Below are 13,689 nucleotides of genomic sequence, written 5' to 3' on the forward strand. Positions count from 1 at the left end.
AAATACGACCAAAAGCCTTCTTGCCTGCCTGACACACATGAGTCGCCCCAAGCGTAAACATAAAAGCGCGATCTACTACTTCCCCATCTACCCGCACACCACCAGAGCCGAGCAGATCACGCGCAACCGCAGCATTCTTGACCAAGCCCGCACGATTCAATACCGAGGCTATCGGCATATCTTCCAGTGAGCGCAACTCGATATCCGGCATGTCGTCAGGCAACTCGCCCTCTTTCATTCTATTACCCGCTGAGCGATGCGCAGCCGCAGCCGCTTCCTCTCCATGAAAGCGAGCAACTATTTCCTCAGCCAGGAGGATCTTGATATCGCGCGGATTAGCCCCCTCCTGCACGTCCACCTTGAGGGATTCGATCTCCTCCACGCTACGGAAGCTGAGCAACTCGAAATAGCGCCACATCAGAGCATCCGGAATTGATACCAGCTTGCCATACATGACACCTGGCGCCTCCTGAATACCCACGTAGTTACCGAGTGACTTGGACATTTTCTTGACGCCATCCAGCCCCTCGAGGAGCGGCATCGTCACAATGCACTGGGACTCCTGCCCATAGGAGCGCTGCAACTCCCTACCCATCAGCAGGTTAAACTTCTGATCCGTCCCACCCAACTCAATATCGGCCTTCAGAGCAACGGAGTCGTAGCCTTGAACCAGCGGATAAAGAAATTCATGTATTGCGATTGGCTGACTGGATGCATAACGCTTACTGAAGTCGTCACGCTCCAGCATGCGGGCAACGGTGTATTGCGAGGCCAGACGGATGAACTCCGACGGCTTCAGCTGATCCATCCAGGTGGAATTGAAAGCCACCTCGGTTTTCGCCGGATCGAGAATCTTGAACACCTGAGCCTTGTAGGTTTCTGCGTTTTCCAGAACCTGCTCACGAGTCAGGGGCGGGCGAGTCGCACTTTTGCCACTCGGATCCCCAATCATTCCGGTGAAATCACCTATAAGGAAGATCACCTGATGCCCCAGATCCTGAAGCTGACGGAGCTTATTGATGAGCACCGTATGCCCCAAATGAAGATCAGGTGCAGTCGGATCAAACCCGGCCTTGATTCGCAGCGGCAGGCCTCGCTCCAGTTTTGAAATCAGCTCTGCCTCAACGAGCACCTCATCAGCGCCCCGCCTGATCACCGACAACTGCTCTTGAACCGACTTCATTGGAGGCCCCGCACCGAGAAATAAAAGGGCGTCAACCTTACAAGATCGACCAAAAATTACAATGTCACAGCTAACACCCAGTTAGCAGTCCGCGTGTTTCAAGGGTTGCCTCGACAGCACTTTGCTTATATTTTAGGCAGATATTTTCCTGTACAAAAAATCGCCAGACATCTAATGACCTATTCAAAATCGAAAGCACCTTACTACCCGAAGAGCCATCTTTTGGCTGCAAGCGGCGTAGCTGCGCTTCTGAGCCTGGCACTGCTGGTGTTCCCATCGCGCGAAGTCGAGGCGAAGAAAACCTTTCTCGACCTCAGGCTGGATGCTGCCAATGAGCACGCACCAGTAGAAGCAGGGGCCTCATCAAACATAAGCGACGTCAGTAGCCCATTCGTACAAATACAGGCCTCAGAGCAGAAAGCAGCCACTGAAGCCTCGCCGGAGCAAACCGAGAACGCTCAGGCCGACACGAACCCCCTACTGAAGGAAGTCATAGTCGCCAATGGTGACACTCTGTCGACCGTCTTTGCCAAGGTCGGCCTGCCTCAGTCAACCGTTCATGACGTACTGGCGAGCAGCAAGGAAGCGAAGCAGCTTACCCGCCTCCGAATCGGCCAACGCCTGGAGTTCGAGATGGACGAACAAGGCGGACTCGCACGACTGAGTAGCCCGATAAACAGACTGGAAAGCCTTCAGCTGGAAAAAATGGACAGCGGCTATACCTTCAAGAAAGAACAGCTCAAGCCAGACGTCACCACGACCTACGCCTACGGTCAGATCGAAAGCAGCCTTTTCCTTGCAGCCAAGCGCGCAGGCCTGAGCCACAACTTGACGATGGATCTTGCCAACGTTTTTGGCTACGACATCGATTTCGCCATGGACATCCGCAAAGGCGATTCTTTTGAAGTCGTCTATGAGGAAAAGACCATTGAAGGCGAACGGGTAGGCACGGGCAATATTCTTGCCGCTCGCTTCACCAACCGCGGCAAGAGCTATACAGCCGTTCGATACACCAACAAGCAGGGCAACACCAGCTACTACACTGCCGACGGGACAAGCATGCGCAAGGCATTCATACGCACCCCCGTCGATTTCGCCCGTATCAGCTCTCGTTTCTCGAACGGTCGCAGGCATCCGATCCTGAACAAAATCCGCGCCCACAAGGGCGTAGACTATGCCGCCCCACACGGCACTCCGATCAAAAGCGCAGGTGACGGCAAGGTCTTGCTCGCAGGCCGCAAAGGCGGCTACGGCAACACTGTGGTCATTCAGCATGGCAATCGCTATCGCACGCTATATGCGCACATGCAAGGCTTCGCCAAGGGCGTGAGAAACGGCTCGCAAGTCAAGCAAGGGCAGATCATTGGTTACATCGGCACGACCGGTCTCTCCACCGGCCCGCACCTGCATTATGAATTCCAGGTAGACGGGGTGCATGTCGACCCACTCGGTCTGAAACTGCCCATGGCAGATCCGATTGCCAACAACGAAAAGCAGCGCTTTCTACAGCTGAGCCAACCTTTGATGGCGCAGATGGATAAAGAGCGCGCGACCATGCTGGCCATGCAGACTCAATAGCGATGCCGATCTATGTCGGCATCATGTCCGGCACCAGCCTCGACGGGCTGGATTTCGCGCTGATCGAACACACCAGCAACACCAGGCTGCTCGCCACTCACTACGAACCCATGCCGGAACAGCTGAAACAGGACCTGCTCGAGCTCTGCTCGACAGGCCCCGACGAACTGGCACGCGCAGCAATTACCGAGCAAACCTGGGCCAAGCTGGCTGGCTACGGTGTTCTACGACTCCTTCAGCAGGCGCAAGTCTCACCCAACGCCGTTCGGGCTATCGGCAGCCATGGACAAACAGTGAGACACGAGCCCCAGCGCGGCTTCACCATTCAGATAGGCAATCCCGCGCTCCTGGCAGAGCTGACAGGAATATGCGTGGTTGCCGACTTCCGTCGCCGTGACGTGGCTGCAGGCGGACAGGGCGCGCCTCTGGTGCCGGCCTTTCACGAAGCGGTATTCAGCGACGCCGGGCATGCCAGAGCAGTGCTCAATATTGGTGGATTCAGCAACCTCAGCCTGCTCCAGCCCGGACAGGAAGCCCGTGGCTTCGATTGCGGGCCTGGGAATGTACTGATGGATGCCTGGATTCAACGCAATCAGGGAAGTGCCTACGACCGGAACGGCACCTGGGCCGCCAGTGGAAAGGTGGACCCCGCCCTTCTTCACGCGCTTCTGGACGACCCTTTCTTCTCGGCCCAAGGCCCCAAAAGTACGGGGCGGGAGCTGTTCAACCTGGTCTGGCTGGACGACCGATTATCGGCATTCTCCGACTTACCCGCCCAGGATGTTCAGGCCACGCTACTCGAGCTGACCGCAAGAGCCATCTGCGATGCGTTGCAAAAAAGCCAGCCGGCAACAAAGGATGTACTGGTTTGCGGGGGGGGTGCGCACAACGCGACACTGATGCGCAGGCTGCAGGCGCTTATTCCTGACAGCAAGGTAAGCAGCACCGCTGATCTCGGAATAGAGCCCGACTGGATTGAGGCCATGGCTTTCGCTTGGCTGGCACACTGCTGCCTGGAAGGCATCACAGCCAATCGACCGAGCGTTACAGGGGCTCAAGGGCTGCGGGTACTGGGTGCGATCTATCCGGCCTGAGAACCCAAACGAAAACGCCGCGCATAGCGCGGCGCTCGTCGAGAAAACCCGATCAGATGGAGAACGAAGACCCGCAACCACACGTGGTAGTGGCATTGGGGTTCTTGATTACGAAGCGCGAGCCTTCCAGTCCCTCCTGATAGTCGACCTGCGCTCCGGCCAAGTATTGGTAGCTCATGGCATCCACCACCAGGCTGACACCTTCACGCTCGATGATGGTGTCGTCTTCAGCCAGATCCTCATCGAAGGTGAAGCCGTACTGGAACCCGGAGCAGCCGCCGCCCGTGACAAAGACGCGCAATTTCAGACGCGGATTGCCTTCTTCTTCGACCAGGCTCTTCACCTTGCTCGCAGCATCCTGACTGAACTGGATGGCGGTGGGTGTGAAGGATTCGACACTCATTTGGTTCTCCCGGCGCAAAGCGCGCTGTACTGCATTGATGGCGCATTATCGGCTTACCCTACGAAATCGGTCAACTATTGCCAGCAGATCGATTCCCAGGGACGAAAACCCGCCTCAGCAATCCCGACACGAGCTCAACAAGATTTATGGCAACAACGCCACATTGCCCAGCCCGAGACGCTCATCAAGCCCGAAGATGATGTTCATGTTCTGCAGCGCCTGGCCGGATGCACCTTTGACCAGATTGTCGATGACCGACAGCACCACGACCAGGTCGCCACCCTGCGGGCGATGCACCGCAATCCGGCACATATTTGCGCCACGTACGCTGCGGGTTTCCGGATGGCTACCGGCAGGCATTACGTCGACGAAAGGCTCGTCGGCATAGCGTTGTTCGTACAACGCCTGCAGATCGACCGACGTATCGGCGACCGTTGCATAAAGCGTTGCATGGATGCCGCGGATCATAGGCGTCAGATGTGGAACGAAGGTCAAGCCGACATCGCCTCCGACCGCACGACGCAATCCCTGGGTAATCTCCGGCAGATGACGATGTCCCTTGACCGCATAGGCCATCATGCTTTCGCCCGCCTCGGTAAACAGAGAGCCGATCTTCGCCGCGCGCCCGGCACCGCTGACACCAGACTTGCAGTCGGCAATCAGCCGCGACGCATCCGCCAGGCCATTTTCCAACAGAGGCAGGTAGCCCAGTTGAGTCGCCGTCGGATAACAACCAGGAACAGCTATCAACCGAGCCTGACGAATGTCTTCACGATTGACTTCCGGTAAGCCATAGACGGCCTCGGGCAGCAGATCGGGCGCGCCGTGCGGCTGGCCGTACCACTTCGCCCACTCATCAGCATCCTGTAGACGAAAATCCGCTGACAGGTCGATGACCCGAGTGCCCGCATCCAGCAATTCCTTCGCCAGAGCATGCGCAACGCCATGGGGAGTCGCGAAGAACACCACATCACAGGCGCCCAGGGTCGCCGTGTCTGGCACGCTGAAGGCCAACCCGTCGTAATGTCCGCGCAGGTTCGGATACATATCCGTGACCTTGACGCCATTTTCGGAGCGCGACGTGATCACGGTTACGTCAGCCTGAGGGTGCTGCGCCAGCAATCGCAGCAGCTCGACCCCGGTATAGCCTGTACCGCCGACAATTCCGACCTTGATCATGAGCCGCCTCTCGAATGGAACGATAAAAGACCGCTGATGATAAAGCTGCCCGCGCCCGGGGCCAACCATTGAGGTGACGCATGGCCGCTCAAGCCACTACTATCTGCGTCAAACACCAGACATGGAAACCTCGAATGCTCTACCTATGGCTCAAAGCTCTGCACATTATCGCGGTTGTCTGCTGGTTCGCCGGACTTTTCTACCTGCCAAGGCTGTTCGTCTATCACGCCATGAGCGAGGACCAGACCAGCCGTGAGCGATTCCAGGTCATGGAGCGCAAGCTCTATCGCGGCATCATGATTCCCTCGATGATCGCGACGTTGCTACTGGGCATCTGGATGATCGCCCTCAACCCGTCGCTGTTCGGTACAGGCGCATGGCTGCATGCAAAGCTCACGCTGGTGGCCCTGCTGATCGTTTATCACCATATGTGCGGGGCGCAACTGAAACGCTTCGCGCGCAATCAGAACACGCATAGTCACGTGTTCTACCGCTGGTTCAATGAGGTTCCTGTGCTGTTCCTGCTGGCCATCGTCATCCTGGTGGTGGTCAAGCCCTTCTGACAAATCACCCGGAGGCGTGATGCAGTACACATTTCGCACACCACTGCCTGCAGTATCACGCGCCTTGCTTGTTGCTGCCTCAGAGGCAATTTAGGCTTTGTCGGACAAACACCAACAAGGACGTCACATGCAGGCCAACCAGTACCGAATCGTTTTCGATGGCGAGCTTATGCCAGGCATGTCAGCCGAAACCGTCAAGGCGAATCTGGCCAGGCTCTTCAAAAGCGACAGCGGCAAGATCGACCAGCTTTTCGGTCGAGGCTCGGTCAATCTCAAACGAGAGCTGAGCGAAACGGAGGCCGACAAATACCTTAGCGCGCTGCAGGCTGCCGGCGCCAAGGCCCGCAAGGAACGGGAAGCCCGTCAGCCGCTCAGCCTGGCATTGGTGGACACCGATTCAACCATCACACCCGAGGTCGCCCCACCAATGGAATGCCCCAAATGCGGGCATATTCAGACGCAGGCCATCCAGTGCGAGAGCTGTGGAATCGTCATCGAAAAGTACCTCGCACGCCAGGTGCAGGCCAAAACGCGAAACAACAGGGCCGACACCAACCTGCCCTATGCACCACCAAGCGCCCAGGTAGCCGAGCCCATGCCGGAATATGGCGACCTCAAGCCATTTTCTCTGCAAGGCCGTATCGGTCGCCTGCGCTATCTGGCCTGGTCCATGGTGCTGTCAATTACCGCCCTGGGGCTGCTGGCCGCAGCCAGTGCCACCCTTGTCTTTTCCAGCCTGATAGGCGTACCTCTGGTCGCGCTGGTGGTCATCGGTTTTCTTGTCGTCAGTGTCCAGATCGGCGCTCAACGCCTGCATGACATTGGCTGGTCCGGCTGGCTACTGTTACTGACACTGATTCCAGTGGTCGGCTCGATATTCCCGCTGGTCATGCTGGCGGTACCCGGAAGCAGCGGGGTTAATCGCTTCGGCCCGCCACAGCCACCGAACAGCCGAGCAGTGAAGATTCTGGCTATCTTTTGGTTACTGGTGCCGCTCATCGGCATTCTCACCGCCATTGCCCTGCCGGCCTATCAGCAATATCTGCAGCGGATGACGCTTTGAAACCGACGTGCGCTCAGGCTTTGACTGCACGCCCCGAAGCCCAGCCACGAAGATCGGCCAAGGCTTCAGCCATCACCACCGAAAGCGGAGAGGTTGCCCGAATGCAGTCGAGCAACACCTGCTGGCCCGGCTCGCGTGACTGCGCCTGCCCTGCGTAGACTGCCGACACCACCACTTGCTCGATCTCCGCTCCGGAAAACCCTTCACAGGCCATCGCCAGCTCGGCAAGGTCGAACAGTTTCGGAGCTAGCTCGCGTCGCTCCAGATGAATACGGAAGATATCGGCACGGGTCGCAGTGTCGGGCAGATCGACAAAGAACAGCTCATCAAAACGCCCCTTGCGCAGAAGTTCGGGTGGCAGACGAGTCACCGCATTGGCCGTTGCCACCATAAACACCGGGGCCTTTCGTTCGGCCATCCAGGTCAGCAGTGTGCCGAGGATTCGCTGGCTTACGCCGCCGTCCATCTCACCAGTGGCCAATCCCTTTTCCAGTTCATCCATCCAGAGTACGCAAGGCGCCATCTGCTCGGCGAGCTTCAGGGCTTCTCGCAGGTTGCGCTCGGTCTCACCAAAAAACTTGTTGTAAAGACAAGCGAAGTCCAGCCGCAGCAACGGTAATCCCCAGAGTCCTGCAACAGCCTTGGCCGCCATGCTCTTGCCGCCACCCTGGACGCCCACCAGCATCACGCCACGTGGCATATCCTTGCCTCCGGCCATAAACGCCCCCTGACGCTCTCCCAGCCAGCGCCTGAAGTTATGCAGCCCGCCGACATCAGCGAAACGTGCCGTTTCGTGCTCGAAACCCAACACGCCCTGCATGTCCAGAAGCTCGAACTTCTTGCGATTGAGCTCCGGCAAATCATCCTGCGTAATAGCGCCGTCATCGCAGATCAGGCTGTGAGCCAGACTTCGGGCCTCAGCATGGCTCAGGCCGCGCAGATTCTTCACCACCTGCTGCAGGGTGCGATTATCGGTCCGAACCCGCGCGCCACGATTACGCTCGCTCCAGCGGGTCGCCTCGTCACGCACGATGCTCAGCAGCTCTTCTTCAGACGGCAGGGTCAGACTGAAACGGGCGGCGTAGCGCTGAACCTCGGCAGGTAGCGTAAACGCATGGGAAACCAGTACCAGCGTGGACGCCGACGACTCTTCAGCCATCGCGATTTCCTTGATCAGCCGCACCAGTTGCGGCTGATCAAGAAACGGATGCAGGTCGCAGAATACATAAAGGCTGCGTTGCGGATCATGTTTGACGTGTTTGAGCGCGACCTCCGGGGCACAGCTTTCGCCCTCATCCAGCGCCTCGCCACCAAAAGCCAGCCGCCGCAACCCCTCGGTTACAGACCAGACCTGTAGCGCCATGCCACGGGCTATCGCCAGGCCGGTCAGGGTTTCCAGAACACGCCGCTCGTCCCAGGACTCGATCACCACCAGCCGTAGCCGCGACTCAAGCACCAGCGCCAGATCATGAATGTCGTTCTTCATTGCTCCCCTCTTTCGCGCAAGCTGACCCATCGCTTAATGGCCTGCTAAACTGCCAGTCGATCCTAATTCCGGAGACATGCCATGGATTGTCTATTCTGCAAGATCGTGGCGGGGGACATCCCGGCGCACAAGCTATATGAAGACGATCAGGTCATTGCCTTCAATGACATCACACCCCAGGCACCAGTCCATTTTCTGGTGATACCGAAGAAGCACATCGCCACGCTGCACGACCTCAACGAAGAAGACGACAAGGCGCTCGCCGGTCATATCCTCTTCACCGCCCAGCAGCTTGCCGAAGAACAGGGCTGCCAGGAAGGCTTCCGCGTCGTCATGAACTGCAACGACCTCGGGGGCCAGACGGTCTACCACATACACATGCATGTCCTCGGCCAGCGCCAGATGCATTGGCCGCCGGGCTGACAGACGCCCGCAGCACTTATCGACGACCGCTCTGCAAACATGGAGGCGACATGCCCAACCAGCGTGAATACTCAACTGCCGACCGCCTGCTGATGCAAGCCGATGCCGCATTAAGAACGCTTCTGCCTTTCAGCGGACAGCCCAATCGCCCGAACCCGGGGCTATTGAAGAACGAGACCGAGCTAGGCGACAGCGAAACACGTCACGTTGCCGGCCTGATGCGGATCAACCATACCGGAGAAGTCTGCGCTCAGGCGCTGTACCAGGGTCAGGCGCTGACGGCCCAGTTGCCGAAAGTGCGCAAGGCGATGGAGCAGGCCGCCGAAGAGGAAATCGACCATCTGGCCTGGTGCGAACAACGCATTCGCCAGCTTGGAAGTCACACCAGCGTGCTCAATCCGCTCTTCTATGGACTTTCATTTGGTATCGGCGCTACAGCGGGACTGATCAGCGACCGGGTCAGCCTGGGTTTTGTCGCCGCCACCGAAGATCAGGTCTGCAAACACCTCGACGAACATCTTGAGCAGATTCCCGCAGGCGACGAGAAATCGCGGGCGATTCTCCAGCAGATGCGCGTGGATGAGGCACAGCACTCGACTGCCGCTCTGGAAGCAGGTGGATTTCGCTTCCCGGCGCCAGTCAAGTTCGGCATGAGCCTGATGGCCAAGGTGATGACCAAGACCACTTATCGTATATGAGCTACAAGCAAGACCGTACGAGAAGCGGCCTTCCAGACAACGTTACGCTCTGCCCGCCTTACCAGCAATTCAAGGCTTGAGCGTGCAGGTGTTGTTCAGCCCAACTCGACGATTTCGTAGTCATGCGTGATCTCGACACCGGCACGCCCAAGCATGATCGAGGCGGAGCAATATTTTTCAGCCGACAATTCCACAGCACGCCTGACCTGAGCTTCCTTCAGCCCACGTCCCTTGACGACAAAATGCAGATGAATCCTGGTAAATACCTTGGGGTCTTCATTGGCGCGCTCCGCCTCCAGGAATGCCTCACAGCTTTCAACCGGCTGTCGCGACTTTTTCAGGATGCTCACTACATCAAAGTTGCTGCAGCCACCCAGACCAAGCAACAGCATTTCCATCGGGCGAACACCGAGATTGCGTCCACCGTTCTCCGGCGGACCGTCCATCACCACGACATGCCCGCTGCCCGACTCGCCGAGAAACATGGCTTCGCCAGCCCATTGAATGCGCGCTTTCATCGATAGACTCCGCTAAAAAAGAGCGAAGCTTAGCATGAGCATCGACGGCGGCTGGAGACGACAAATCAACGCGACTGATTTGCCAAAGTTGATATTCGTGCCGCAGTTTTGTTGTCGACTTGAACCTGTCTGTTAAGCTCTTGTTGTTAATTATAAAGATCAGTCAATAAATAATAAGAACCTGCCTCTATTTGGAACCTTTTCCGGGACTACAGCATGGTCGCTATCACACTTACACCCAAGATCAAGAACATCGACAAACTACTCGCTCACTGCCATCGACGGCGCTATACCGCCAAAAGCACCATCATCTACGCGGGTGATCGTTGCGAAACTCTTTTCTTCATCGTCAAGGGATCGGTCACCATCCTGATAGAGGATGACGACGGTCGCGAGATGATCATCGCCTATCTCAATCCCGGGGATTTTTTCGGTGAAATGGGACTTTTTGAGAAGGAAGGCACCGAAAAAGAACGCAGTGCGTGGGTTCGCGCAAAAACCGAATGCGAGGTCGCCGAACTGAGCTATGCCAAATTCCGCGAACTGACGCAGCAGGACCCCGACATCCTCTACGCACTTGGCAGTCAGATGGCCGAACGCCTGCGCAATACCACCCGCAAGGTCGGCGACCTGGCGTTCCTCGACGTCACCGGCCGTGTTGCCCGCACGCTTCTTGACCTGTGCAAGCAACCCGACGCAATGACCCATCCGGATGGCATGCAGATCAAGATTACGCGCCAGGAAATCGGCCGTATCGTGGGCTGCTCGCGGGAAATGGTCGGACGGGTACTCAAGAGCCTGGAAGCCCAGGGACTGGTCTACGTCAAAGGCAAGACCATGGTGGTGTTCGGCACCCGCTGAATGCTGATCGGTGAAAGGCCGGCCTCATAGTAGCCGGCTCACCGACTCGGTCAGTCCGGGTCGCCAGACGCCCTGGGGCGGTTTCGCCCAGGAAAGAACAGGCGCTGCAATTCGACGCCAGGCTGCTCTGCGCGCATAAAGGCTTCGCCAACCAGAAACGCATACACCTGGTTTATCTCCATCAGCTCGACATCGGCGCGGTGCAGTATTCCGCTTTCGGTTACCACGACCCGATCACGGGGAACGCGCGGAAGCAGATCGAGCGTGGTTTCCAGATTCAGCTCGAAGGTATGCAGATTCCGATTATTGATCCCGAGCAGCGGTGCCTCGATGCATAAGGCACGCTCCAGCTCCGCAGCGTCATGCACCTCCACCAGCACATCCAGGCCATGACCCGCCGCCACATCGGCCAATTCCTTCATTTGCTCATCAGTCAGTGCCGCGACAATCAGCAGAATGCAGTCGGCGCCCAGCGCCCGCGCCTCGACTACCTGATAAGGGTCGACCATGAAATCCTTGCGGATGACGGGCAGATTGCAGGCACTGCGCGCCTGTTGCAAATACTCATCGGCACCTTGAAAAAAATCGATGTCGGTCAGTACCGACAGGCAGGTCGCGCCACCGGCCTCGTAGCTTCTGGCAATCTCTGCGGGAACAAACTCTTCACGCAACACCCCCTTGCTCGGCGAAGCCTTCTTGATCTCGGCGATCACCGCAGGCTGCTTGTTGCCAACCTGTTCCTGCAGCCGTCGGGCGAAGCCTCGTACCGGGTCCGCAGTCGCTGCCAGGCGCTCCAGCTCATCCAGCCCAATCCGGCCACGACGCTGGGCCACTTCCTGATACTTGCGCGTAATGATCTTTTCCAGAACGGTTGGCACGCTCATCGCGCATTCTCCTGTCTGAACACCGCTGTAAAGGAAACCAGCTCCTCGAACTTGTCGCGCGAAAGCCCGCTGTGCAGGGCGTCATGTGCCATTTCCACGCCCTCCTTGAAACTCATCGCCACGTCGGCGGCATACAGCGCTGCGCCGGCATTGAGCACGATCATGTCGGCGGCCTTCTGACCGTTTTCGGTCTTACGTCGGCCCAACGCATCACGAATCAACGTCAGCGAGCCCTGAGCGTCCTCGACATTCAGGCCGATCAGGCTCTTGCTCTTGATACCGAAATCCTCGGGCTGAACCCGGTACTCGCTAATTTCGCCATTGCGCAGTTCGGCGACATGCGTCGGTGCCGCCAGGCTGACCTCGTCCAGGCCATCCTGTGCATGGACCACCAGCACATGGCTGCTCCCAAGGCGTGCAAGCACTTCGGCCATGGGCCGGCAGAGCTCCTTGCTGAATACACCCAGTACCTGATGCCTGACGCCTGCCGGGTTCGACATCGGACCGAGAATATTGAACAGCGTGCGCAGTCCCAGCTCGCGACGCGGCCCTGCGGCATGTTTCATCGCGCCATGGTGAGCCGGCGCAAACATGAAGCCGACCCCCACCGTATCAACACTACGCGCCACCTGTTCCGGGCTCAGATCGAGGTAGACGCCCGCTGCTTCAAGCAGATCGGCGCTGCCGCTCTTGCCGGACACCGCCCGGTTGCCGTGCTTGGCCACTTTTCCGCCCGCCGCCGCAACGACGAAGGCAGCCGCGGTCGAGACGTTGAAGATATTCATGCCGTCGCCGCCGGTACCACAGGTGTCCACCAGACGATGGGTATCGAACTTCACCGGCTCGGCCAGCTCGCGCATCACCTGCACCGCACCGACAATCTCGTCGATGGTTTCGCTCTTCATGCGCATGCCCATGAGGAACGCGCCGACCTGAGCATCGCTGCACTGCCCGGTCATGATCTGGCGCATGACCGCCTTCATCTCTTCAGTGGTCAGATCCAGTTGGCCGACGATCCGATTCAGGGCTTCCCTGATGTCCATTAGCGTACGCCTCCGGTCTGCTTCAAGAAATTGGCGAAGAGCTCATGACCCTGTTCGGTGAGGATCGACTCGGGATGGAACTGCACGCCTTCGACATTCAAGGTCTTGTGCCGCAGCCCCATGATTTCATCAACGCTGCCATCCTCCCGGCAGGTCCAGGCGGTGACTTCCAGAGGCTCGGGAAGCGTCTCGCGGCTGACCACCAGCGAATGGTAGCGGGTGACGGTAAGCGGATTGTTCAGGCCTGCGAAGACGCCGGTATTTTCATGAAAGACCGGGCTGGTCTTGCCATGCATCACCTGCCGCGCCCGAACCACATCGCCACCGAAAGCCTGGCCGATGCTCTGATGGCCGAGGCATACGCCCAGAATCGGCAACTTGCCGGCAAAATGGCGAATCAGCTCCAGCGATATGCCCGCCTCGTTCGGCGTGCAGGGCCCTGGAGAGACAACAATGCGCTCGGGCTTGAGCGCTTCGATCTCGGCCACGCTCAGCTCGTCGTTGCGTACCACCCTGACCTCGGCACCGAGCTCGCCCAGGTACTGCACGACGTTGTAGGTAAAGGAGTCATAGTTATCCAGCATCAGCAGCATGTGCGTCACCCTCGAGAATTGCGCTGCCCCCTTCGGTGTTCGCCGGAGCCGTGGCGGTCGCGTGGCAATGAGGCGCAACCGGATGGCGGACGAAGCAGGGAGCGAATGATTTCTGGCCTG

General features: G+C 58.2%; 15 protein-coding genes. 7 read left to right on the top strand and 8 right to left on the bottom strand.

The genetic code is table 11. The annotated features are described in order from the left end of the window. On the bottom strand, nucleotides 1-1,183 hold a 1,183-nt coding region (tyrS, locus tag NAV32_RS07410; RefSeq protein ID WP_256052162.1), incomplete at its 3' end, for a tyrosine--tRNA ligase. Nucleotides 1,184-1,357: 174 nt separating this feature from the next. On the opposite strand from tyrS, the gene NAV32_RS07415 reads away from it, so the two are divergent. Together NAV32_RS07415 and NAV32_RS07420 are read left to right on the top strand one after the other, a co-directional pair. Beyond that, the gene (locus NAV32_RS07415) at nucleotides 1,358-2,761 is read left to right on the top strand and encodes a peptidoglycan DD-metalloendopeptidase family protein (protein ID WP_256052163.1); all 1,404 of its coding nucleotides are present in this window, start codon (nucleotides 1,358-1,360) and stop codon (nucleotides 2,759-2,761) included. 2 nt (nucleotides 2,762-2,763) lie between these two features. Next, nucleotides 2,764-3,855, top strand: coding sequence for an anhydro-N-acetylmuramic acid kinase (locus NAV32_RS07420; RefSeq protein WP_256052164.1), 1,092 nt, complete (start codon nucleotides 2,764-2,766; stop codon nucleotides 3,853-3,855). A 52-nt stretch (nucleotides 3,856-3,907) separates the two neighbouring features. Here the strand turns inward: NAV32_RS07420 and erpA are convergent, their stop codons facing one another. Both erpA and argC read right to left on the bottom strand, forming a co-directional pair. Next, the gene (gene erpA, locus NAV32_RS07425; RefSeq protein ID WP_256052165.1) at nucleotides 3,908-4,258 is read right to left on the bottom strand and encodes an iron-sulfur cluster insertion protein ErpA; all 351 of its coding nucleotides are present in this window, start codon (nucleotides 4,256-4,258) and stop codon (nucleotides 3,908-3,910) included. A gap of 144 nt (nucleotides 4,259-4,402) precedes the next feature. Then, the gene (argC, locus tag NAV32_RS07430; RefSeq protein WP_256052166.1) at nucleotides 4,403-5,437 is read right to left on the bottom strand and encodes an N-acetyl-gamma-glutamyl-phosphate reductase; all 1,035 of its coding nucleotides are present in this window, start codon (nucleotides 5,435-5,437) and stop codon (nucleotides 4,403-4,405) included. 134 nt (nucleotides 5,438-5,571) lie between these two features. Between argC and hemJ the strand changes: the two genes are divergently transcribed. Continuing rightward, complete coding sequence (gene hemJ / locus NAV32_RS07435; protein ID WP_256052167.1) at nucleotides 5,572-6,000, top strand: protoporphyrinogen oxidase HemJ; 429 nt, start codon at nucleotides 5,572-5,574, stop codon at nucleotides 5,998-6,000. 127 nt (nucleotides 6,001-6,127) lie between these two features. After that, a complete protein-coding gene (locus NAV32_RS07440) occupies nucleotides 6,128-7,063 on the top strand; it encodes a DUF805 domain-containing protein (protein WP_256052168.1) in 936 nt (311 codons plus the stop codon). A gap of 13 nt (nucleotides 7,064-7,076) precedes the next feature. Here NAV32_RS07440 and NAV32_RS07445 read toward each other — a convergent pair whose 3' ends face one another. After that, a complete protein-coding gene (locus tag NAV32_RS07445) occupies nucleotides 7,077-8,549 on the bottom strand; it encodes an AAA family ATPase (RefSeq protein ID WP_256052170.1) in 1,473 nt (490 codons plus the stop codon). Nucleotides 8,550-8,630: 81 nt separating this feature from the next. On the opposite strand from NAV32_RS07445, the gene NAV32_RS07450 reads away from it, so the two are divergent. Both NAV32_RS07450 and coq7 read left to right on the top strand, forming a co-directional pair. Continuing rightward, a complete protein-coding gene (locus NAV32_RS07450; protein ID WP_256052172.1) occupies nucleotides 8,631-8,972 on the top strand; it encodes a histidine triad nucleotide-binding protein in 342 nt (113 codons plus the stop codon). Nucleotides 8,973-9,022: 50 nt separating this feature from the next. After that, the gene (coq7, locus tag NAV32_RS07455) at nucleotides 9,023-9,670 is read left to right on the top strand and encodes a 2-polyprenyl-3-methyl-6-methoxy-1,4-benzoquinone monooxygenase (protein WP_256052173.1); all 648 of its coding nucleotides are present in this window, start codon (nucleotides 9,023-9,025) and stop codon (nucleotides 9,668-9,670) included. A gap of 95 nt (nucleotides 9,671-9,765) precedes the next feature. On the opposite strand, the gene NAV32_RS07460 is transcribed toward coq7, so the two are convergent. After that, the gene (locus tag NAV32_RS07460; RefSeq protein ID WP_256052174.1) at nucleotides 9,766-10,188 is read right to left on the bottom strand and encodes an OsmC family protein; all 423 of its coding nucleotides are present in this window, start codon (nucleotides 10,186-10,188) and stop codon (nucleotides 9,766-9,768) included. 216 nt (nucleotides 10,189-10,404) lie between these two features. Between NAV32_RS07460 and crp the strand changes: the two genes are divergently transcribed. Beyond that, nucleotides 10,405-11,049, top strand: coding sequence for a cAMP-activated global transcriptional regulator CRP (gene crp / locus NAV32_RS07465; RefSeq protein ID WP_256052175.1), 645 nt, complete (start codon nucleotides 10,405-10,407; stop codon nucleotides 11,047-11,049). Between the two features lie 50 nt (nucleotides 11,050-11,099). Here crp and trpC read toward each other — a convergent pair whose 3' ends face one another. From trpC to NAV32_RS07480, 3 genes are read right to left on the bottom strand one after another with little or no spacing between them, the layout of a single operon-like run. Beyond that, the gene (trpC, locus tag NAV32_RS07470; protein WP_256052176.1) at nucleotides 11,100-11,933 is read right to left on the bottom strand and encodes an indole-3-glycerol phosphate synthase TrpC; all 834 of its coding nucleotides are present in this window, start codon (nucleotides 11,931-11,933) and stop codon (nucleotides 11,100-11,102) included. Continuing rightward, nucleotides 11,930-12,976, bottom strand: a complete 1,047-nt coding sequence (trpD, locus tag NAV32_RS07475; RefSeq protein ID WP_256052177.1) for an anthranilate phosphoribosyltransferase — start codon at nucleotides 12,974-12,976, stop codon at nucleotides 11,930-11,932. The genes trpC and trpD overlap by 4 nt, the downstream gene beginning before the upstream one ends. Further along, nucleotides 12,976-13,569, bottom strand: coding sequence for an aminodeoxychorismate/anthranilate synthase component II (locus tag NAV32_RS07480; RefSeq protein WP_256052178.1), 594 nt, complete (start codon nucleotides 13,567-13,569; stop codon nucleotides 12,976-12,978). The genes trpD and NAV32_RS07480 overlap by 1 nt, the downstream gene beginning before the upstream one ends. Nucleotides 13,570-13,689: the final 120 nt, after the last annotated feature.

The sequence above is a fragment of the Stutzerimonas stutzeri genome, from assembly GCF_024448695.1.
Classification (GTDB): Bacteria; Pseudomonadota; Gammaproteobacteria; order Pseudomonadales; family Pseudomonadaceae; genus Stutzerimonas; species Stutzerimonas stutzeri_T.